The 20,805-nt window shown below is 43.7% G+C and carries 20 protein-coding genes; 14 read left to right on the top strand and 6 right to left on the bottom strand.

The annotated features are described in order from the left end of the window. Window positions 1–272 precede the first annotated feature (272 nt). The 9 genes from ABMY45_RS06190 (at window position 273) to ABMY45_RS06150 (ending at window position 8,214) form a co-directional block, all read left to right on the top strand. On the top strand, window positions 273–1,796 hold the full coding sequence (locus ABMY45_RS06190) for a curlin (RefSeq protein ID WP_227387460.1): 1,524 nt from the start codon (window positions 273–275) through the stop codon (window positions 1,794–1,796). A gap of 127 nt (window positions 1,797–1,923) precedes the next feature. Continuing rightward, the gene (locus tag ABMY45_RS06185; protein WP_029215819.1) at window positions 1,924–2,313 is read left to right on the top strand and encodes a CsgE family curli-type amyloid fiber assembly protein; all 390 of its coding nucleotides are present in this window, start codon (window positions 1,924–1,926) and stop codon (window positions 2,311–2,313) included. 1 nt (window position 2,314) lies between these two features. Then, window positions 2,315–2,764: a curli assembly protein CsgF gene (locus ABMY45_RS06180; protein WP_010605736.1), complete on the top strand. Its 450-nt coding sequence runs from the start codon at window positions 2,315–2,317 to the stop codon at window positions 2,762–2,764. Continuing rightward, complete coding sequence (locus ABMY45_RS06175; protein ID WP_174170378.1) at window positions 2,765–3,550, top strand: CsgG/HfaB family protein; 786 nt, start codon at window positions 2,765–2,767, stop codon at window positions 3,548–3,550. Between the two features lie 234 nt (window positions 3,551–3,784). Continuing rightward, entirely contained in the window at window positions 3,785–5,128 is a 1,344-nt protein-coding gene (gene mpl / locus ABMY45_RS06170) for a UDP-N-acetylmuramate:L-alanyl-gamma-D-glutamyl-meso-diaminopimelate ligase (protein WP_227387457.1), read from the top strand. Window positions 5,129–5,133: 5 nt separating this feature from the next. Next, window positions 5,134–5,757 (top strand): flavin prenyltransferase UbiX, encoded by a 624-nt coding sequence (locus tag ABMY45_RS06165; RefSeq protein ID WP_010605733.1) that lies wholly within the window; start codon window positions 5,134–5,136, stop codon window positions 5,755–5,757. 6 nt (window positions 5,758–5,763) lie between these two features. Next, window positions 5,764–6,684, top strand: coding sequence for an ABC transporter ATP-binding protein (locus tag ABMY45_RS06160; RefSeq protein ID WP_211867820.1), 921 nt, complete (start codon window positions 5,764–5,766; stop codon window positions 6,682–6,684). Window positions 6,685–6,686: 2 nt separating this feature from the next. Next, the gene (locus tag ABMY45_RS06155) at window positions 6,687–7,454 is read left to right on the top strand and encodes an ABC transporter permease (protein WP_010605731.1); all 768 of its coding nucleotides are present in this window, start codon (window positions 6,687–6,689) and stop codon (window positions 7,452–7,454) included. A 94-nt stretch (window positions 7,455–7,548) separates the two neighbouring features. After that, the gene (locus ABMY45_RS06150; protein WP_010605730.1) at window positions 7,549–8,214 is read left to right on the top strand and encodes an SAM-dependent methyltransferase; all 666 of its coding nucleotides are present in this window, start codon (window positions 7,549–7,551) and stop codon (window positions 8,212–8,214) included. 42 nt (window positions 8,215–8,256) lie between these two features. Here ABMY45_RS06150 and ABMY45_RS06145 read toward each other — a convergent pair whose 3' ends face one another. Continuing rightward, window positions 8,257–10,179, bottom strand: coding sequence for an EAL domain-containing protein (locus ABMY45_RS06145; RefSeq protein WP_349288585.1), 1,923 nt, complete (start codon window positions 10,177–10,179; stop codon window positions 8,257–8,259). 459 nt (window positions 10,180–10,638) lie between these two features. Here ABMY45_RS06145 and panP point away from each other — a divergent pair, with 459 nt between their 5' ends. Together panP and ABMY45_RS06135 are read left to right on the top strand one after the other, a co-directional pair. Next, window positions 10,639–12,267, top strand: a complete 1,629-nt coding sequence (panP, locus tag ABMY45_RS06140; RefSeq protein ID WP_102056122.1) for a pyridoxal-dependent aspartate 1-decarboxylase PanP — start codon at window positions 10,639–10,641, stop codon at window positions 12,265–12,267. 210 nt (window positions 12,268–12,477) lie between these two features. Beyond that, entirely contained in the window at window positions 12,478–13,521 is a 1,044-nt protein-coding gene (locus tag ABMY45_RS06135; protein ID WP_349288584.1) for a sensor domain-containing diguanylate cyclase, read from the top strand. A 57-nt stretch (window positions 13,522–13,578) separates the two neighbouring features. On the opposite strand, the gene ABMY45_RS06130 is transcribed toward ABMY45_RS06135, so the two are convergent. After that, entirely contained in the window at window positions 13,579–14,280 is a 702-nt protein-coding gene (locus ABMY45_RS06130; RefSeq protein ID WP_010605726.1) for a transglutaminase family protein, read from the bottom strand. Window positions 14,281–14,516: 236 nt separating this feature from the next. Between ABMY45_RS06130 and ABMY45_RS06125 the strand changes: the two genes are divergently transcribed. Beyond that, window positions 14,517–14,915 (top strand): hypothetical protein, encoded by a 399-nt coding sequence (locus ABMY45_RS06125; protein WP_206471444.1) that lies wholly within the window; start codon window positions 14,517–14,519, stop codon window positions 14,913–14,915. Here ABMY45_RS06125 and ABMY45_RS06120 read toward each other — a convergent pair. Continuing rightward, the gene (locus ABMY45_RS06120) at window positions 14,912–15,601 is read right to left on the bottom strand and encodes an AraC family transcriptional regulator (RefSeq protein WP_349288583.1); all 690 of its coding nucleotides are present in this window, start codon (window positions 15,599–15,601) and stop codon (window positions 14,912–14,914) included. The two genes, ABMY45_RS06125 and ABMY45_RS06120, sit on opposite strands and share 4 nt — an antisense overlap. Before the next feature lie 35 nt (window positions 15,602–15,636). Further along, window positions 15,637–16,560: a manganese-dependent inorganic pyrophosphatase gene (locus ABMY45_RS06115; protein WP_017217073.1), complete on the bottom strand. Its 924-nt coding sequence runs from the start codon at window positions 16,558–16,560 to the stop codon at window positions 15,637–15,639. 207 nt (window positions 16,561–16,767) lie between these two features. On the opposite strand from ABMY45_RS06115, the gene ABMY45_RS06110 reads away from it, so the two are divergent. Beyond that, window positions 16,768–17,253: a hypothetical protein gene (locus ABMY45_RS06110; protein ID WP_349288582.1), complete on the top strand. Its 486-nt coding sequence runs from the start codon at window positions 16,768–16,770 to the stop codon at window positions 17,251–17,253. A 24-nt stretch (window positions 17,254–17,277) separates the two neighbouring features. Further along, complete coding sequence (gene mutM / locus ABMY45_RS06105; protein ID WP_174170370.1) at window positions 17,278–18,087, top strand: bifunctional DNA-formamidopyrimidine glycosylase/DNA-(apurinic or apyrimidinic site) lyase; 810 nt, start codon at window positions 17,278–17,280, stop codon at window positions 18,085–18,087. 13 nt (window positions 18,088–18,100) lie between these two features. On the opposite strand, the gene ABMY45_RS06100 is transcribed toward mutM, so the two are convergent. After that, entirely contained in the window at window positions 18,101–19,720 is a 1,620-nt protein-coding gene (locus tag ABMY45_RS06100) for a FapA family protein (RefSeq protein ID WP_010605721.1), read from the bottom strand. Between the two features lie 164 nt (window positions 19,721–19,884). After that, the gene (locus tag ABMY45_RS06095; protein WP_174170368.1) at window positions 19,885–20,778 is read right to left on the bottom strand and encodes a LysR family transcriptional regulator; all 894 of its coding nucleotides are present in this window, start codon (window positions 20,776–20,778) and stop codon (window positions 19,885–19,887) included. Window positions 20,779–20,805: the final 27 nt, after the last annotated feature.

Below are 20,805 nucleotides of genomic sequence, written 5' to 3'. Positions count from 1 at the left end.
CGGTTGTTCCCATCTTAGAGTTAAAGATGACTAGACGTAATAAAATATATTATTTCATCATATTGATTTGCTGACTTTGATATAGATTACGTTTTTCATTAAAAATGTAACACTCTGGTAACTGGCACAGGTGGGAGCGACTCAAGAGTAATGAGTCATAACAGGACGTTAGTTAAGTGAAAGGTTGCAGTTGGCTGAGTTCGGCAACAGCTCAAAGCCTGCACTAAGCACTTAATTGAAAAATAATATAATAAATCTCTAAGGAGAACAGTGTGAAGTTTTCAAAATCAATCGTGAGTTGCGCTATCGCACTTGCGCTAACACATTCTATTACAGCACATGCTGAGGCAAAATCAGATAATAAACCACTTTCAACTTCTGCACTTTCACAAGTAGAACGTGTAAGTGGAACAAGTAATGAGCTTAAGCTTTCACAAACTTCAGGTAGTCAAGGTGGCAACGAGTTAGCTTCTGTGCAACTGGGAACATCTAATCTGACAGATGTGACTACGGTTGGCGATAACAACATTACAGAAGCCGATCAAAATGGTACTGGTAACGTCGCTATTATAACAACAACCGGTAACAACAATAACCAAGTATATAGCCAAGATGGTGAATCTAACGGCGCATTAACGGAAGTTACTGGCGACGATAACGCGATTGACATTCAGCAGTCAGGTAGCGGGATCCTTGGGATTAACAACGAAGCCATCAATATCATTAATGGCGATCAAAATACTATTACGGTATCTCAAGGTTCTGGCGGTCAATGGTTCTACAACCTAAATATGCAAGGTAGCCAAAACGAGGTATCAGCGACACAGTCAGGTATGTGGAACGAAGCCACACTTGAGTCTGTACAAGGTGATATGAACCAAATTACTTTGGACCAAGATGGTGTGTATAACCAATATAAAGTGGTTAGTCTACAGGGGAATGAAAACGAAATTGAATCGAGCCAAAGCGGCAATTTCAATGTTATCGCCGTAGAGACAGTGATTGGAGATGACAACCAAATTGAGATTGAGCAGTCGGAAGGTGATAGCAATACGGTTAACGTATTTGAAATTACTGGAGACAATAACGAGCTTAGTATCGATCAGGAAGGCTCAACTAACACCTTTGCGTCAGATTTATTAGTTGGTAGTGATAATGAAGTGACGGCTGAACAGCGTGGTGATGAGAACAAAGTTCAAGCTGACGTTGTTGGTGATAATAACGAATTTACCGCGATGCAAATTGGCAATGGCAACGAGATGTACCTTGGCGTTGCTGGTGAAAACAATGAATTTTCAGCGACTCAAGTGGGTGATGCGAATATCGCACATGTTGCGAATTTCAACGGTAGTGATAACGATGTTGATGTTACCCAAACGGGTGATGAAAACGAGGTGGTGGTGCAATCATCTTACCCCGACGTTAGCCTTGCAAGCAATGACAACGCCGTTGATATCTCACAAAGTGGCACTGGCAATGGTGTTGTTGTGACGATGAGCAGTGTGTTCGATAGCAGTTCAAACCAAGTAGATATTGCGCAATCAGGCGAATTTAACGCGATAGATTTAATGCTTGAAGGCAGCCGTAATATGTTAGACATCACACAAAATGGTAGCAACAACTTTGTGATGGGTATGGGCTCAGAAGCATTCATTATCAACGGTGATGATAATGCATTTACAGTAAGCCAAATTGGTGATGGCAACTTAGTTCAAGGTGGAATTACAGGTAGTGGTCAAAACATTACCGTAACTCAGGTTGGTGACAACAACGTTGCGACTATCACTCAGCAATAACTAAGTAATAGCTAAGCAATTTAGACAGGGGGCAACACCGGCCCCCGTATTTTGTACTATTCAGCTAACCAAAATATCAATGTGAATCTCGTCAGTAAAGACATTCTATGCCGTGAGTAAACAAATAATGATAAGAATAATAACATTCTTGAGCGCCATGCTCGTTTCTACGTTTTCACTGAGTGCACAAGAAGATGTAGAAATTGATGGTTTAGTGATGGATCAGAGTATTAGCCGATTTGGTCATCAGTTTTACTTTCAATTTTCACAGCTTTGGAGAGATGTTCCTAACACCTCGGGAATTAATATCACGGTTAAAGAAACGGTTTTACCAAGAGCAGGCACTCGGTTAGAAGTTTTAATGAATAATCGCGCAGTCTACGCAACAGCGATGGGAAGGAGAGGTGGCTCTGTTGATGAGCGAGTTGAGACTGCCATCTTTACTATTATGGATGCGATGGCGAGAGAACAATATCAACAGAATGGCTCAGAAGATTTAGCAGCAAGTGGGTGGTAACATGGCAACAATAAAAACAACAATCGTGTGTGCTGGTTTAATGCTACTTAGCGGTGCTCATGTGGCAGCAACGGAGCTGGTATATAAACCAATTAACCCCGCATTTGGTGGTAACCCGTTAAACGCCAATATGTTATTGAGTAAAGCGCAATCTCAAAATAAACACAGAGCGCCAATTATAGAAAAGACCTATGATGAAAAGTTTCAAGAATCACTCGAGCGTACGTATCTCAACCGCTTGGTAAGAGAAATTACGGATGTAGCGTTTGGTGATGACATCAAAGACAGTATTTTTGATCAAGACGCGACGTTTATGAGTGGCGACTATCAAATCCAAGTGATCACCAGTACACCCGACACCATTACGGTTAGAATAACAAATACAGCATCGGGTGAAGAAACCATTCTTGAAGTACCTAGGTTTGCCGCTTCGGCTGGTGGAGGATACTAAATGCTCCGCGTAACTTTATTGGTATTGTTGTTACTACTTAGTGGTTGTTCTAGCATGTCACGTGTGTTGCCACCGGCGCAAAGTGTGGCTATTGAGCTGACCGATACCGAAACCTTTGCAGAACTAAAAAATTTACCCACACCTAAGGGGCGAATTCCTGTCTCGGTTTATTCATTTCGCGACCAAACAGGGCAATATAAACCACAAGATAATGTGAGTTCATTTTCAACAGCGGTGACTCAAGGCGCTAACTCGATTTTAATGCAGGCACTACACGAAACGGATTGGTTTATTCCGGTAGAACGTGAAGGGCTGCAAAACTTGCTGACTGAGCGCAAAATTATTCGTGCAGCAAGTGATGATAATGATACAAGCGCTTTGCCACCATTAATGACCGCAAAGATTATTTTAGAAGGCGGGATCATCAGCTATGACTCTAATATCCGCACAGGCGGTTTGGGGATGGAATATTTTGGCATAGGTGCATCTGAGCTTTATCGTGAGGATGTTATCTCTATTTATATGCGCGCAGTTGATGTTCGTACCGGGCAAGTGCTGCTTTCTGTTGCGAGTAGTAAAAAGGTGCTATCCATGGAGGTTCGGGCAGGGTTTTTCCGATATGTGAGTTATAAACGATTGGCTGAAGCCGAAGCGGGTTTTAGCGATAACGAACCGATGCACATTTGTGTAACTCAAGCGATAGAAAAAGCGCTGACTTTGATGGTACAACAGGGTATCGAAAAAGGCGTGTGGTCGGCAGCTACCGCATCGCAGGTCGCGCTTTAGCGCGACAAACCTTTACCACAACGCTCCCTTTTGCGTGGCACGCACCACTAACCGTAGGTCGTGCTTTAGCGCGACAAAAATTTTAAGAACGATACAACCTTGAGCACGTTCTCACACTACCCACTTTAAAATAAAGAATAATACTGGTGCATGAGATTCAACAATAAAGTCAGCCACCAATAAGCTGAGTATGTTAATCTAAATGGCAATGAAATAATAAAGAACGCTAACATCATGCACGTACATATTTTAGGGATTTGCGGTACCTTTATGGGCGGGATCGCAGCCATCGCTCAATCATTGGGGCACAAAGTCACAGGTTCAGATCTCAATGTTTACCCGCCGATGAGTACACAACTTGAATCACTCGGAATTGAACTAACTCAAGGGTACGACCCTAAGCAACTCATTGATGTTGAGCCTGATGTGGTGATCATCGGCAATGCCATGAGCCGTGGTAATCCGTGCGTTGAATATGTTTTAGAAAAGGGTATGCGTTATACTTCAGGCCCTGAATGGTTAAAAGACCATGTATTACGCCAGTCATGGGTGTTGGCTGTGGCCGGTACGCATGGCAAAACGACCACTGCAAGTATGTTAGCTTGGTTACTCGAATACGCAGGATTACGCCCGGGCTTTTTGATCGGTGGCATTGTGCAAAACTTTGGTGTGTCGGCGCGCACATCAGATACGCCATTCTTTGTTATCGAAGCCGACGAATACGATACGGCGTTTTTCGATAAGCGCAGCAAGTTTGTCCATTACTTACCTCGCACGTTAATACTTAATAATCTTGAATATGATCATGCTGATATTTTTCCAGATTTAAATGCCATTCAAACCCAGTTTCATCATTTAATTCGCACGCTACCCAGCCAAGGTAAAGCCGTATATCCAGCGGATGATACTGCGCTACAAAACGTTATTGAACGCGGTTTTTGGAGCGAGCAGGAATCGCTTGGTAAAGAATGGTCGTATAACTTGCTCAAGGCTGACGGCTCTCGCTTTATAGTGTTATTTGAAGGCGAAGAAAAAGGCGAAGTAAATTGGCAAGCGATTGGTTTGCATAATGTCAAAAATGCCATGATGGCGATTGCGGCGGCAAGACATGTGGGCATTCCAATCGAGGTAAGTATCGAAGCGCTGGGGCAATTTATTTCTCCCAAACGCCGGATGGAAGTCAAAGGGGAGGTCAATGGCGTTACTGTCTATGATGACTTTGCGCATCACCCCACCGCAATAGCAACGACCCTAGCAGGGCTTAGAGCCAAAGTGGGAGATGCACCTATCATTGCTATTTTAGAGCCGCGCTCAAATACGATGAAGCTGGGCATTCATCAAGAAACCTTATTGCAATCACTTGATGTTGCAGATGAAGTGTATCTATTCGAACCAGATGGCTTATCTTGGTCTCTTAAAGCACAAGCCGAAGCCGCGGGTCGTCAGTGTTTTGCAAGCGTAGATGAGATTGTCGCACAGGTTGTGACAAATCAAGCACCAAACCAACATGTGCTGATCATGAGTAATGGTGGTTTTGGTGGCATCCACGACAAACTTTTAACTGCATTGAAAAAGTAATCATTATGTCAGAACAAACATTTAATGGGCCAATTACGCTGGCCTTTAGTGGTGCGTCGGGCGCCCCTTACGGACTGAGATTACTCGAGGTATTGGTGTCGTTAAACTATCAAGTTTACGTGCTAATCTCGAGCGCAGCCAGAGTGGTGCTGGATACTGAGTCGAATTTAAAACTCTCAGGAAATGAACAAAAAGCAACAGAGCAACTACAGACGCTTTTCTGTGCTAAAGATAAGCAAATTCAGGTATTTGGTAAAGATAACTGGTTTAGCCCTGTGGCATCTGGCTCGGCCGCACCAAAGCAGATGGTGGTGTGTCCGTGTAGCGCAGGAAGCGTGTCAGCCATTGCACTTGGGGCATCTGACAATTTGCTTGAGCGCGCAGCAGATGTGGTGATCAAAGAACGTGGCCAATTAATATTAGTGCCGCGTGAGACGCCCTTTAGTCCAATTCATCTTGAAAACATGCTCAAGCTTAGCCGCTTGGGGGTGACTATCATGCCTGCAGCACCTGGTTTTTATCATCAGCCACAAAGTATCGACGATTTGGTCGACTTTATGGTGGCCCGCATTTTAGATCATCTACACATCGAGCATACCTTAGCTAAGCGCTGGGGTTATGGAGAATAATAAAATATGACAATAGCACTGAACATCAAAGGGTTAAAAAAAGTTTATAGTAACGGCGTCGAAGCCGTTAAAGGCATTGATCTCGAAGTTCAAGAAGGGGACTTCTTTGCGCTACTTGGTCCAAACGGGGCTGGTAAATCTACCACAATAGGGGTTATTGCCTCACTGGTGAATAAGACCCAAGGCAGTGTAGAGGTTTTTGGTCATAGTATTGATACTCATTTGGAAGACGCTAAGTCGAACTTAGGTTTAGTACCACAGGAGTTCAACTTTAGCCAATTCGAGACGCTAAACCAAATTCTAGTGACTCAGGCGGGCTATTATGGTGTGCCAAGAGACGTTGCCCATCAGCGAGCCGAGAAGTATCTCAAGCAGCTGGGATTATTTGATAAAAAAGATAAGCAAGCTCGCACGTTATCCGGCGGTATGAAACGTCGCTTGATGATTGCAAGAGCATTGATGCATGAGCCTAAGCTCCTTATTTTAGATGAACCTACGGCTGGTGTGGATATAGAACTACGCCGTTCTATGTGGGATTTTTTGCGTGAAATTAATAAGCAAGGCGTAACGATTATACTCACAACGCATTACTTAGAAGAAGCAGAGCTGTTGTGCCGTAATATTGCGATTATTGATAAAGGCACGATTGTTGAGCACACGACCATCAAGACATTACTCTCAAAGTTGGATAAAGAAACGTTTGTACTTGATCTTAAGCCGCCCATGCAGCCTGTGGCACTCGATGGTTACCAATTTACCACCGTAGATGACCATACTATTGAGGTAGAAGTAGCTAAGTCGCAAGGGCTCAATGGGGTGTTCACACAGCTCACAGAGCAAGGTAATCAAGTATTAAGTATGCGTAACAAAGCTAACCGTTTAGAAGAGTTGTTTGTTGGCTTACTGGAGCAGGGGAGAGGGGCATAATCGTGTTGAAATATGGCGTCGCGTTAAAAAGTATTTGGATAAAAGAGTGTATTCGGTTTTTACGTATTTGGGTGCAAACCTTAGTACCGCCAGCGATCACCATGACACTTTATTTTGTGATATTTGGCAGTTTAATCGGCTCGCGCATTGGTGATATGGGTGGCTTTAGTTACATGGAGTTTATTGTACCTGGCTTAATCATGATGTCGGTGATCACCAACTCCTATTCTAATGTTGCCTCGAGTTTTTATTCCACCAAGTTTCAAAAGAGCATTGAAGAACTACTCGTTGCACCTGTGCCTAACTATATTATTGTACTTGGCTATATGGGCGGTGGTATGGCGCGAGGCATGCTCGTTGGGCTTATTGTTACTATCGTCAGTCTGTTTTTTGTGGATATTCAAATTCACAATCTAGCGGTTATCGTTATTACGGTTATTTTAACGTCAGCTGTGTTTGCATTAGGTGGTTTGATCAATGCGGTGTTTGCCAACAGCTTTGACGATATTAGTATTATTCCGACTTTTGTGCTTACACCCCTGACTTACCTGGGCGGCGTATTTTACTCAATCACATTGCTGCCGGAGTTTTGGCAAGGTGTGTCACAGGTAAATCCAATCATCTATATGGTAAATGCCTTCCGTTTTGGCTTTTTAGGTGTTTCGGACGTTGATATTGGCGTTGCCTTTACGGTATTAGGTGTATTTATATGTGGTCTATTTTGGTTGTCACTGCACTTAATTAAACGCGGTGTTGGACTAAGACACTAACCGCAGGATAAAGAATGAGCGCTGCTATCAATTGCAGCGCTCTTGCGTTATTTCAGGTAAAATCCTTACCATTCCCCCTTAATAATGACTGGTTATGACAGAAGCAAACTCTCGTAGTATCACCACTAATCAACAAGGGCTACACGAAAAGCTCGATGAAATCGTTACTAAGCATCTAACCGCTGAGTTTAAAAAACCCATTGCGGCACATACACAAAGCGCTTTCGATGAGGTTAATGCGCGAGTACAGGCCTATAATGGACCGATTATTTTGGACTCATGTTGTGGTGTTGGTGAAAGTACGGCAAATTTGGCGAAGCGACACCCTGATGCGTTGGTAATTGGCATCGACAAGTCTGCGCATCGACTAGATAAACACGATGTTGAATATAAACAAACGGAACAAGGCCAATATATTTTGGTGCAAGCCGATCTCAATGACTTTTGGCGATTAGCGCTGGAAGCCAATTGGCAGCCAACTCACCATTATTTGCTGTATCCTAATCCGTGGCCGAAAGCTAAACACATTCAAAGGCGCTGGCATGGTAGCGCGGTGTTTCCTTTTATCGTCAAGTTAGGTGGCAAGTTGGAGCTGCGCAGTAATTGGGATATCTATGTAAAAGAGTTTGCCAGAGCTTTGGCGCTTAGTGGCGTTGATGTTGAAGTGGAAGCCTATGAAAGTGATGAAGCTATTACACCCTTTGAGCGTAAGTATTGGGCAAGTGGTCAATCTAGTACCCGCCTCGTCGTAACGCTTTGAGCTAACCCATGACAAGTCCGACTTAAGATCGATAAAAGCGGCTTAAAGATGGCCGCTTGCTTTGCCTATCCAGCTACCTTCTAATCTTGCAACGCCTGCAGCTTCCAATTGTTTTGCCTGTTTGCTGGTGGCAACACAGGGTACAATCAAGTCGATCCGCTTGGCATTGCAATGGCTTGCAAGATATTCAATGGAGCTCAGCAGCATCTCATCTTCATCCAAGTTTTCACAAATACTGGCTTCTAAACAAATGGCATCAAGTGGGAGTTTTAAGATCCGATTGATGGTAAGAAAACCACTATTCACACCCGTTACTGCAACATTTGCACCTTTTGCTTTTAACGACTGCATCATTAAGCTCATATCGCTGAAGTTTTTTAGCACATCCGTTTCATTAAACTCAAATGTGATGAGTTGTGGCTGCGGGTAACGGCGTAGGATCTGGCTGATATATTCAAAATATTCTGCATCCGCGATTTCACTGTGGCTCAATTGCATGCTCCAAGCATTGTTCGATTTACGAAAACGGGTGATGCATAACTCAAGTAGCTTCATGCTAATTTGTGCGCGGAGTTTTGGTTGCTTCATCACTGGATAAAAATGTTCGGCATCGATGATAGCGCCGCGCTCGTTAAGGACGCGTGCCGTGCAGTGGTACTGAATGTCAGCATGGTCGTGACAAGCTTTACGCGGCGTAAAAAAAGGAATGATGCGGTCTGATTCACACGCGCTTTGCAGTAAACGGGTGAGGTGGAGATTTTTTGATTGTTGCTGGGGGTTTATTTGCAGCTGAGAATCAAAATAACACACTTGGGTATTTTGCTGTTGGGCCTGACGTAGCGCGAGAAAGGCATTTTCAAGTAACAACGCGCAATTGCCTTTAGCAACACCCGCACACAAATTAACGTATAAATGCGGCGCGTCGTATATGGGTTTTGCACAAGGGAATGACTCGGTTAAGTTCGCCAAATAATGCTCACCATTTTCGATGCTGGTAACTAGCGCAATTTTAGAGGTGGTAAGGCGGTAAACCTCAAACGGATGGGTAAACTCGCTAAAGTAGCTCATGACTTTTGCCATAACGTTATCGCCGACTTCCGTGCCATAGAAGCTAATGATATCCTCAAGCTCCTTCACCCATACTACGCTTAAGCATAGGTGTTGCGATTTAGAATATTTAAGTGCTTGCTCAAGGGCGATACGGTTGCCAAATCCGGTGCGGCTATCTGTTGTTAAGGTCTTCTTGTAGTACATAAAGTACAAGCTCACGACAACCAAAAACATCACAAAGAAGAAGCTAGCGTCAATGGCTGCATCCATTACACTTTCTTGTAACTGACTTTCTAAATCGTGAATGGTTAAGTCTGCACCTGCTATATAAGTAGTGCCATCGGGTAGCACAAAAGGAATAAACACACTTTTAAAGTGGCCCCATTTGTCTTTGGCTATTTCAAACACAGGTTCGGTAGAGTGAAAGGCGCTTTTTAGGGTAATCGAAGCCTCGGAATAAACATCTTGATAACGTGTTAGTCGGTTGAGTTTAAGATCTTCTCGGGTGTAACTGGACGCGGTAAAGTGCACGTAAGGTGGTTTAAGCACCATGGTATAGACGTATTCAACATTTAAAGCACGGGCAAGCTCGGTGAGGGCATGGCTTTTTTGTTTAAACTCGGCTGGGGTTATTTGCTCTGGTGACTCGTGGTACTTTTTGCCTACAATGACGTTGGCGCTGGTGGCTGCATTGATTAGCTGGGCGTCGATCCTCGCCATGATATCGCGACGCGTATCATAATAGTTGGCGATAACATAAATCGATAGGGCAGCTAAAAAGATAAAAGAGGCTAAAACGAGCCAAGCAACGGGGAGTCGGGAAGTATAACCTGTGAGCCCTAAAAGCGGCGTTGCTTTTGTCGTAGGCTGCTTAGATTTAGCTTTGAGGGGTTGAGCTATACTCCGAGTATTCATGATAATCCTTTATCCACAATATCGCGATTTAACGACGATCAAAATGCCTAACTAGCGTAAGCGTGGCAGCTGCTTTGTTACATAATATAAACAATACAACATAAATTGATGACTTGAGAAGAAATAAAGCAAAAAATTTCCTCACCAATGATCAATAAAATGCATTGTTGCGAGCAAGTCGGTAATATACCGTTTTGTTGGGTTTATGTCCCCATTTTATACCTTATTTTTGACGAGAATGTAAAATAGAAACTAAGGTATTTTTCACTGAACTTTCGTTGGGTTTTCATAAAATTGTCAATGTTTCATGAATTTTAACTAGACAATAGAAGACAATTCCCTTTCTTTACAGTAAAGTTAGCCATTTCATGTATCACAATCTCTTGTGCAATTTGTATCTACTCAATCTCTAAAATGGGTAGGTAAGCTACTGCACCGTTTGATGTTTAGGTAGTATTGATGGGTCCAAAGCGTTGCGCCGTTGCGTCTGAAGAAAGCTTAATGCGTATATTTACCGTGCCTGAGGCGCCTGATTCAACTTTAAGCAGAATCGAGCAAGAAATCTCGAGCAATTTGGCTGGCTTTTTAAATGAGAATATTGCGGCAGTTGAAAAGCCACTGCACGAAGTTGAAAAAGACTTTCAGTCGGCGGTGATCCCCGAAGTGCCGATGTTTGTCTCCGACTATGCGCAAGATATCATGGAGCAATTAGTTGCCCACTCAGTGCATACCGCAGCCCCAAGCTTTATTGGGCATATGACCTCAGCTTTACCGCATTTTGTGTTGCCTCTGTCGAAGCTGATGGTGGGACTCAATCAAAACCTAGTCAAAATTGAAACGTCAAAAGCCTTTACTCCGCTTGAACGTCAAGTATTGGGAATGATGCATCACTTGGTTTACGGCAGCGATGATGCTTTCTACGATAAGTGGATGCACAGCGCAAAAACGTCACTAGGTGCTTTTTGTTCGGGTGGCACAATTGCGAATATAACCGCGCTTTGGATTGCAAGAAACCGCTTATTAAAAGCGGATGGTGAATTTAAAGGTATTGGTGCATCGGGTATTGTGGCTGCAATGCTACATTATGGTTACCGAGGCTTAGCGGTATTGGTTTCTGAAAGAGGCCATTATTCGTTGGGTAAGGCCGCAGATGTGCTAGGTATTGGCCGCGATAACTTCATTTCAATCAAAACGGCTGGCAACAATAAGGTTGATGTTGACGCCATGCGAGCTAAAGCTAATGAGCTTGAAGCGCAAGGGATAAAAGTACTGGCTTTGGTTGGTGTTGCTGGGACGACCGAAACGGGTAATATTGACCCTCTAGAAGAGATGGCTGATTTAGCTGAAGAACTCAATTGCCACTTTCATGTCGACGCCGCTTGGGGTGGGGCAACACTACTATCGAATAACAATCGCTACCTTCTGAAAGGGGTGGAGCGAGCAGATTCAATAACCATAGATGCGCACAAGCAAATGTACGTGCCTATGGGAGCGGGTATGGTGTTATTTAAAGACCCGGCGGCATCTGATGCAATTGAACATCACGCCGAATACATCTTACGGAAAGGCTCTAAAGATCTGGGAAGTCATACTTTAGAGGGGAGTCGTCCTGGTATGGCGATGTTAGTGCACGCATGTCTGCGTGTCATTGGTCGTCAGGGCTATGAGATGCTTATTGATAAAGGGATTGAAAAGGCGCGGTATTTTGCTGAACTAATTAAACAAACCCCTGATTTTGAGCTGATCTCTGAACCTGAGCTATGTTTGCTGACTTACCGCTATGTGCCTGAGCAAATAAAAGCGGCAATCGCACAAGCGGATGAGCAAGAAAAGATAGAGATTTATGCTGCACTTAACCGTTTTACTGCGAGTATGCAAAAGCGTCAGCGTGAAGCGGGCCGCTCTTTTGTTTCTCGAACACGCTTAACACCAGAGCAATATGACCGCCAACCCACGGTGGTATTTCGAGTGGTTTTGGCCAACCCTCTGACATCAGAGTCTTTGCTTAAAGAAATCATGGATGAGCAACGCCAATTGGCAATGTCAGATCCGGTATTTAAAAAATACCTCGCAAAATATATTAAATAATCAACGAATAAAGTGGCCTCGCGCCACTTTAATAATCTCAGGCTTATTACCTTTTAGCATTACCTCCTTTACGGATTACTCTACTTATATTCTTATTTCTTACATAATCGTGTGAAAATATTCCAAAACATAGGTTAATTCTAGTATTTAAGACTATGCTTAAAAATTATGGCGCGTTATGCTAGCAGAAAAGAATAAAATCTTCGTATTATGTTGAAGAACTTTAGCAATGTCACTCAGAGGCTTAGGCGGCTCAGCTCGCAAGAGCTTGATGTATCGGGAACATTTCAAAGCTTCCTGATTGATTTACTAGATGAAGGTAAGCTTATCTTAGACGTCACTCGGGTTTCCGTTTGGTTGTTTGATGATCTTGACAAACCTTCTGAGCTTATCAATGTTGCTAATACAGATTGGCAGGGTGACGAGTTACCGGTGCAATTGCCAGCCTTAACATATGAAAACTTCCCCGCTTATTTTTCAGCAATCAACAGTGGTCAATCGATAGATGCGAATGACGCTGCCGCCGATCCCAGAACGTCCGAATTTAAAGAATGTTATTTAACCCCAAACCACATAGTGACCATGTTAGATACGGTGATCTTTAAAAATGGTATTCCTCACGGAGTGGTGTGCTGTGAAGGGAATAATGGCGTACGTACGTGGCACAAAGATGAAATTGCTTTTGCGGAGATGATTGCAGACTGCTGCAGTCGCCGATTACTGGTTAAAGAGTTATGGCAGTTACAGCTGCAACTTACTGACATGGCGTTTAAAGATTCACTCACTGGATTGAGTAATCGACGTTTTTTAATGGATAACGCGAAACGTGAGATCAGTCGTCATGCACGCTTTGATCATCCATTTAGTATGATGATGCTAGACATAGATCACTTTAAAAAAATCAACGATAATCACGGCCATGAAACCGGTGATTTAGTGTTAAAAAGCTTTGCTGAGATCTGCGTAAATACCTTGAGGTTAGAAGATTGTATGTGTCGTTTAGGGGGGGAAGAGTTTATTGTGCTGTTACCTAACACGCCGGTAAATTCAGCGATGGTGATCGCCGAGCGCCTGCGACAAGAAATAGAGCAATCGGTTATCTCTACGCCATCAGGGGAGATCACCATTACATCAAGCTTTGGGGTCGCAGCAGTCAATACCAATTTGCCTTTTGGTCATTCATTAAAAGCCGTTGATCACGCGGTATATCAAGCCAAAGCTGCAGGCCGCAACTGCGTGATCCCCGCGCAATAGAGGTGGCGTTGAATACACTAACCACAATCGCAGCCAATTTGCTATTGCACGCTCAAGTTAGTTGAAGCGTCCGGCTCTGACGCGCTTTACCCTTTGGTTTATCCAATGTCTAAAGCAGTGTGCATAGAGCCATTGCTTGATGCCAGTTAGATTTTTGTGTTGCTGATACAGCGCATCTGGACTCGTATAAAGCCCTAAATCGCGTGTGATACTTTGCTTTTGAATATATGCACCATTTAATGAAAAGCGATTATCGGGTTGCTGTAAACAGGGAGTAGAAATACCAAATCCAGTAAAGCCTTTTGCCTTCGGGAAGTGCTGCTGAACCTGCTTAAGGTAGCCGTCATCAATTATGTAACCTTCAAGCTCTATCCAGCGCTCCTCTAAATAAACTTCAACCCAACTATGGATAATACTTTTTGGAGCAAACCACGCCAGTAGGGTAGGAATTAACCCTTGTTTAAGACTGTTGGCTATCTCAAACCCATGAATTCGGGTGGGAATATCACAAGCCCTTAGCAATGCGACCAGTAATGTTCCTTTGGTATTACATTGTCCATAGCCTTGCTTAAGCACTTGGCTTGCAGTTAGTGTATCTGTCTCACTATAACCAAACTCTATGTCGTCTTTGATGAAGTTATAGATTTGCTCCGCTGCCGTGATTTCATCAAGCTGCCGCCAACCTTTTGCTTCTATTAAGCTTTGGATCTCTGAATGTTGATAATCAACTAAAGGGGTAGTTACTAAAAATTGCTTCATGGTTATGCTCCTATTTTGGTAGCAGTGTGATGCAACTTAGGTAACTAAGCTTGAATAAACTGGCTAAGTTCATGGTTAGTTAATAGGTGTACAATTAAGTTTTTTATTTTGTATTTAGGGAAGGAGCCTATGAGAAAAACAACAAAGATTGTTGATAAGGTATGTACTGACAAAGTACTGAAGCAGCGACCAAGTAACCGCGATGACATATCTTACGGTTATGGAGGATCGCTTGCATGAAATGGAAAGTCTTATTTTATTTCTTACTACTGACGTTTATTGCCTCAATCTATGATGCATTTACGCTGCCGGATCATTTAGCAATAGAATCAAGCATGTTTACTGGGATTGTGTTATTGGTCGCAGATCTCTTAAATGTATTTGGTGCTTTTTGCGTTGCTTATGGCAAGCGTCCTGTTACAGATGTGTGGTTTTGGAGCGTGTCATTAGCACTATTTATTGCTGCCAATGTTTACATTCAGATCCAAGCATTTATTCAGTTTCGTATTGGCTATACGGTCGATGAGATGATTGTTCATTCGATTATTTTTCTCGTCGTATTAACCATATCGTCGCTACCTATGGTTAAGTTGATTGATGAAGCTTATAAGCGAGGTAATAAACAAACGGCTTAGTTTATAGCGCTTTGTGTTTTTAATGCCTCAGTCGGTGTAATGCCAAACTGCCGTTTAAATGTACGGCTCAAATGAGCGCTATCTGCAAACCCCGCGAGCATGGCAGCTTGTGTAAGGTTGTTGCCTTGTTGTATGGCGACAACTGAGCAGATCAGCCTGCGCCACAGCACATAAGGTCGCCACGCTATCCCTACTTGCTCGGTAAACAGATGTAAAAAGCGACTTGGTGAGAGGTAAAGTGACTCGGCAATCGTATTTGCGCTGAAGTGACTGGGTTTAAGGCAAGTTTGTGCGTTAAAGCACGCATCTAATTGCGCCAATACACGGTCGATTCGTGGATCTAAATCCGTCGTCGGGAGTTCGGTCAGCTCTACTGCGCGTAATAACTCGGCAAGCTTGGCATTGCTCTTTGGTGCGGTATTTATCTTGATTGCTGCGCAGCTATTGCCTTGTAGTTGCTTGCCATACAAGCTTTTTGGCTCGACTAATATCACCCAGCCTGAGGTCATTTTTAAGCTATGTTCTACGCCACTTGCAATTACGCTTGGGCCAGATAGCGTCTTGTCACCGATTTTCGCGATACAGTCGCCCAAGGGCAGATTAATTTGAATAAGGTGATGTGAATGGCGCGCGGCATTCAGGTCTTTGACAAAGGAGGCGAATATACCCGGAGTGAGGTGCAGCATAAAAACAGCCGAGACTTTCGTCTCGGCGAGCAGTATTAACCAGCGAATGCGTCTTGCAATGGTGGTACAACTTGCTTTTTACGGCTTAGTACGCCGTCCAACCATACTTTGCTTGCTTCAGGCTCAACGTTGTATGCTTTTGCGATGATCGCTTCATCATCAGAAGCGATCAGCATTTGTGATCCTTCTTTCATGATATCAGTAAGTAGTAGCATCACGCTGTGGCGATTACCTTCTTCTTTTAATTTTGCGATATCTGCATGTAGCTCATCTTTGATCTTATCAAATACAGCAAGATCAACCACTTCAAGCTGGCCAATACCAACAAGGTTGCCATTCATGTTAAAGTCTTTGAAATCACGCATGACTAGGTCACGAATTGGTGTGCCTTCAACTGCTGATTTCACCTTGAACATTTCCATGCCAAGCTCTTTAGCATCATCAACACCCGCGATTTTTGCAAGTGCTTCAACACATTTGATATCCGCAGTGGTGCAAGTTGGTGATTTGAAGATGACTGTGTCGCTTAGGATTGCACACATCATGATACCAGCAATGTTTGCTGGGATTTCTACATCGTAGAAGTCGTACATCATTTTAATGATCGTGTTACTACAGCCAACAGGGCGGATCCAACACTCAAGTGGTGTTGAAGTTGTAAGGTCGCCTAGTTTATGGTGATCAACTACGCCAACTACAGTTGCTTTATCGATGTCGTCTGGTGCTTGCGTTTTTTCAGTGTGGTCAACGATATACACATCTTCGCCAGCATAGCTCATCTTAAGCTCTGGAGCTTCAAAACCAAAACGGTCAAGAATAAACTGAGTCTCCGGTGAGACTTCACCTAAACGCGTTGGGATTGCTTCTTCACCAATTTGGTTTTTTAAATAAGCAAGTGCGATTGCACCGCAGATTGAATCTGAATCAGGGATCTTATGACCCACTACATACATTGCCATTGACGGAACTCCTTAAAATTTTGCCCACATTCTAGCAAAATAACTTGTCATTTAAATAGTGTAAATGCGCAATTTGGCGTAGATAGGGGACGGTAACGACAGATTGTTGAATTAGGCGAAATAGCCTAGGCGAGCAAGGGCTAATTGAGCATGTATAAATACAAATTAGTATTATACACTAACCGTTCAAACGCTTAGGAGATGGATATGATTCAAATGAGCCGTAAGGGCTGGAATAACGTGGTGATCTTTTCCATGTTACTGATGATCTTTTTTCTCAACGGCCTTCACTATAAATTGAATCCCAGTGACGACAAAGCAAAGATACAAGCTGTGCTACCAGAGCAAAGCTTTGTCTTAACTGTGGCATTTCCTGGCTATAAAATTGAACGCATTGGCACGAGCTGGCGTATAGAGTTACCGCAAGGCTCAAACCAGAGCTTTAGTGAAGATGCCTTACGTGCGCTTGTTGCCAAGTGGCAAAGTTTACAGCTATTGGTTGTTGAGGCGCCAAAGCAGTTGGAGCCCGCGTTGAGCGCTGCGCAGTTTTGGCTAGCAACTCAAGAGCTTCCCCTTAGCTATCAGCTGTATCCTAGCGATAATGGCTTTGTATTATTTGATAAACAACAACAGCGTTGGTTTGAGCTTGATAATGTGCAAGCCAAAGCATTATTTCTACCGATAGAATTGTAATACCACACAGTAATAGAGTGAATTATGCCTGAGTTACCAGAAGTCGAAGTGAGCCGTTTAGGCATTCAACCATATTTAGAGCAACATATTATCCAAAGCGTAAAAGTGCACAATGGTAAGCTGAGATGGCCTGTACCAGAGGAAGTACAATTGCTCGAAGGTGAGAGGGTGCTTGCGGTTAAGCGACGGGCAAAATATTTGCTTATCGAATCCAAGCATGGCACTGCGATTTTGCACTTGGGGATGTCAGGAAACTTACGTGTTGTTGATAGCAAAGAGCCACTAAAAAAGCATGATCATGTGGAGATCATTCTGGCCTCAGGTAAGTCGCTCAGATTGAACGACCCGCGTCGCTTTGGTGCCTTCTTATGGCAAGGTGCAGGCGAAGATCATAGCGTTTTTGAAAAGCTGGGTCCTGAGCCGTTGACCGAGCTTTTTACAGCAGAGTACTTATTTGAAAAAAGCAGAGGCAAAAAGCAGCCGATTAAACAATTTGTTATGGATAATCATGTGGTGGTTGGTGTGGGTAATATTTATGCCAATGAATCTTTGTTTAAAGCAGGGATCCATCCCAAAAAAGAAGCAGGTAAAATTTCACTTAAACGCTACCAATTACTGACACCGATCATCAAGGAAACCTTAAGTGCAGCTATCAAACAAGGGGGAACGACACTTAAAGACTTTGCTCAAAGTGATGGTAAGCCGGGTTACTTTGCTCAAGAGTTACTGGTGTATGGTCGCAAAGGTGAGCCTTGCGTAAGCTGCGAAACGCCATTAAAAGAAATACGTCTAGGGCAACGCAGCACAGTGTATTGCGCTAAATGTCAGCGCTAGAGCAAAGTGCAGGCTAGGAGCCTGCGGTTTTAAAGTCTATCTTGACTTGGTTTTCTTGTAGCGTTGCTGAGCAAGGGGGATAACTGCGGGTTGTTTTATACACGCGATCAAAGATATGGATTTCAACCCCAGAATGAAGCGCTTTGTTTGCTGCAAGTTTCGTGTTGTCGAGCAAATCGTGTAAGTCGTGATCAAGCTGGCTGAGCTTTTGCTCAAGGTGCTCGGCTTGCTGGCAGTAGTGCATCTGTGTTGCGCCAATTTTAGTTTTGAGTTGTTGCTTTTTAGCTGCGTCTTTTACTAACTCTGCTTTTTCAATCGCTTGCTGTAGTTGATCTAAAGAATCATTGGTGGCGGCGACTTCTTTGAACAGGGTGTCGGTTTCTTGGGTGATTTTAAGACCTTTGCGTGCAAGATAAATCATCATCTTAGCGCCAGATTCACTGCCAATCTCTCCCGCTACCACCATTTGCGCATCTATGATTGAACCACCTATTAACTTGCCACTTGGATGATCGCCAGTGCCAACTTGTATCAGCTTTTGCGCTTTAATATCGCAGTGGTTACTCTGCTTATTGATAATAATGTTATCGCCTTCAAGGTAAGTATATTGTCCATGGGCAATCTCAATATTGCCTTTGGCGATAAGCTTGCAGGTTAAGCCTTGCTCATTATTTTGATGGTCGACGTGGCCGATCACGCCACCTCGTACCTCAATATGACCACCTGCAATAAGTTCTCCAGATTCCACCGTGCCGAGCACTGTGATATCGCCTTGTGCAGTCACGTGCATACCCGGCTCCACATTATGGGTAACTACAACGCTGCCATTAAAGTCGACATGACCACTTTTTACTGTGACATCGGCAATCGTAAATACATCATCCACGCGCATACCGTTGGCGATATCTGAGGGGCAACCTGCAATGGTTGCGATAAGCTCTAGTGGGTTGTTGGGGTTGATCTCGGTGCCTTCACCCGCCATAAGCTGGAACGATTCGCCGGGCTTCGCTTCAATACTTTCACCGCTAACTGTAAAGCCTTCTTTGCCTGGTGTTGCGGGCTTTTGAGTCACCAGTAAATCACCCGGCGCGACGCTTGCGAGCTTGCCAAAATCACGCATGTCAACGGTGCCATCTTCACGCATTCTAGGTTGTTTGAGTCTCTCTTTTAAAGTTTGTACATGCGGCAGTAATTTTGCTGACTGGCCGTCTTGTGGTGGTCGGCCTTGGGCGATTAATCCAGATGCTTCTTCGCCAGGTGGAAGTTCAAACTGTTTGCGCAGGATATTTTCTAGGTAAGCTTGCTTATAACCACGGCTGACGCCTGCTTTAACAATGGCTTTTTTTGCCTCTTCTAATGATACGGCTTTACCACCACGAGCCGTTTTAAGTTGCCCAAAGGCCTGCATTTTATCGTCACTTAAGGTGACTTCAAATTCGGCATCATGTTGTTTAGCAACGACGATTTGGCTCTCTGGAAAGTCGCTCTGGAAAAAGGCATTAATCGAGTCGTGATCAATTTCACAGTCGGCAAATTGTGATTTTTCAAGGGCTTCAATCACAAACGCAGCACTTGGCGGTGAAGCAGACTTCACATCCATTAAGATATTGCCATTGTGCGCAAGCTTGAACACGATAACTGCCTCGTTGAATTTTTATCCTATAGTTTCAGCTTGCTAAATAAACATCAATTGGTCAAGTGCTTAGGCCAATTTTCTTACGTTAATATGAGTTAAGTTAAAAAATAGAAATAAATCGTGATTTTCTAATACTTTCAGGTGAATAAAAATCAGCGTGCTTAAAAATGTGTGGGCTTATCACGCGCTTCTTGCAGCAGGATTTTAATTGCTTCAGGAACAACCTTTTTCTGTGTTGAAATCGCATAAAAATACTCATAAATATTAGGTAGTTCCTGATATTGCTGTAGCACCCCTTGGGCTATTTCGTCTTTTACTACTACGGCAGGTAAAACGGCCACCGCGCCACTATCTCGTGCCAGTAGTCGCATCATCGCCATATCGTCGACCTCTGCCAAAATATTGGGGAAATACTGATACTGAGCGCACAGCGCATTAAATGCGGTGCGTAAATCTGAGTTGGCAGGTGGCAAGATCCAGCGTGTTTTTTCAAAGCCTTGCGGAAATGGCGTGCTTGGCTTGAGGGCAGGCGGACCAATGATCGCCAGCGGTTGCTTGGCAACTAGTTGGCACTGCCAATAGGGATCTGAAGTATCTAGGTTTATTGTGCGGTTGGTAAGTACTAAGTCCAGCTCATAATTGGTTAAGCCGTTGAGCAGCTCAGAAATACTGCCTGACTTTAATTTAAATTGCACATCGCTGCGCCGCATCAAAGGGCTAATAAAAGCTTCTACAAAGTTACGTGACAGAGTGGTCAACACCCCAATAGTTACATGGGTGGTTGACTGTACGCCTTTGCTTAGCAAGGCTTCGAGTTCTTGCCCCGTGGTAAAAATATCATCGGCATAGCTCAGCACCTTTTTACCCTGATCGGTGAGCATTAGGCTGCGGCCTACGCGCTCAAATAGTGATACCCCGACATTGTGTTCCAACTGTTTGATTTGCGCAGAGAGCGCAGATTGCGAAACATGTAATTCTTTAGCGGCTTGAGTCAGGTTTCCGAGCTTAGCAACCTGCCAAAAGTAGTAAAGGTGGTGATAATTAAGTCGGCTCATCTAGGCTCATCTATATATAAGTAAAAC

Origin of the sequence: Pseudoalteromonas sp. XMcav11-Q (assembly GCF_040104525.1) — a bacterium.
GTDB lineage: Bacteria > Pseudomonadota > Gammaproteobacteria > Enterobacterales > Alteromonadaceae > Pseudoalteromonas.
This window is presented reverse-complemented; position numbering and strand designations above follow the sequence as displayed.

Excerpts from the sequence above, each read along its gene's own strand:
- ABMY45_RS06095 (WP_174170368.1), bottom strand. The coding sequence starts at position 20,778 with ATGAGCCGACTTAATTATCACCACCTTTACTACTTTTGGCAGGTTGCT.
- ABMY45_RS06110 (WP_349288582.1), top strand. The coding sequence starts at position 16,768 with ATGATTCAAATGAGCCGTAAGGGCTGGAATAACGTGGTGATCTTTTCC.
- ABMY45_RS06165 (WP_010605733.1), top strand. The coding sequence starts at position 5,134 with ATGTCAGAACAAACATTTAATGGGCCAATTACGCTGGCCTTTAGTGGT.
- ABMY45_RS06120 (WP_349288583.1), bottom strand. The coding sequence starts at position 15,601 with ATGCTGCACCTCACTCCGGGTATATTCGCCTCCTTTGTCAAAGACCTG.
- ABMY45_RS06125 (WP_206471444.1), top strand. The coding sequence starts at position 14,517 with ATGAAATGGAAAGTCTTATTTTATTTCTTACTACTGACGTTTATTGCC.
- ABMY45_RS06145 (WP_349288585.1), bottom strand. The coding sequence starts at position 10,179 with ATGAATACTCGGAGTATAGCTCAACCCCTCAAAGCTAAATCTAAGCAG.
- ABMY45_RS06185 (WP_029215819.1), top strand. The coding sequence starts at position 1,924 with ATGATAAGAATAATAACATTCTTGAGCGCCATGCTCGTTTCTACGTTT.
- ABMY45_RS06115 (WP_017217073.1), bottom strand. The coding sequence starts at position 16,560 with ATGGCAATGTATGTAGTGGGTCATAAGATCCCTGATTCAGATTCAATC.
- panP (WP_102056122.1), top strand. The coding sequence starts at position 10,639 with ATGGGTCCAAAGCGTTGCGCCGTTGCGTCTGAAGAAAGCTTAATGCGT.
- ABMY45_RS06130 (WP_010605726.1), bottom strand. The coding sequence starts at position 14,280 with ATGAAGCAATTTTTAGTAACTACCCCTTTAGTTGATTATCAACATTCA.
- ABMY45_RS06150 (WP_010605730.1), top strand. The coding sequence starts at position 7,549 with ATGACAGAAGCAAACTCTCGTAGTATCACCACTAATCAACAAGGGCTA.
- ABMY45_RS06180 (WP_010605736.1), top strand. The coding sequence starts at position 2,315 with ATGGCAACAATAAAAACAACAATCGTGTGTGCTGGTTTAATGCTACTT.
- mpl (WP_227387457.1), top strand. The coding sequence starts at position 3,785 with ATGCACGTACATATTTTAGGGATTTGCGGTACCTTTATGGGCGGGATC.
- ABMY45_RS06135 (WP_349288584.1), top strand. The coding sequence starts at position 12,478 with ATGTTGAAGAACTTTAGCAATGTCACTCAGAGGCTTAGGCGGCTCAGC.
- mutM (WP_174170370.1), top strand. The coding sequence starts at position 17,278 with ATGCCTGAGTTACCAGAAGTCGAAGTGAGCCGTTTAGGCATTCAACCA.
- ABMY45_RS06160 (WP_211867820.1), top strand. The coding sequence starts at position 5,764 with ATGACAATAGCACTGAACATCAAAGGGTTAAAAAAAGTTTATAGTAAC.
- ABMY45_RS06175 (WP_174170378.1), top strand. The coding sequence starts at position 2,765 with ATGCTCCGCGTAACTTTATTGGTATTGTTGTTACTACTTAGTGGTTGT.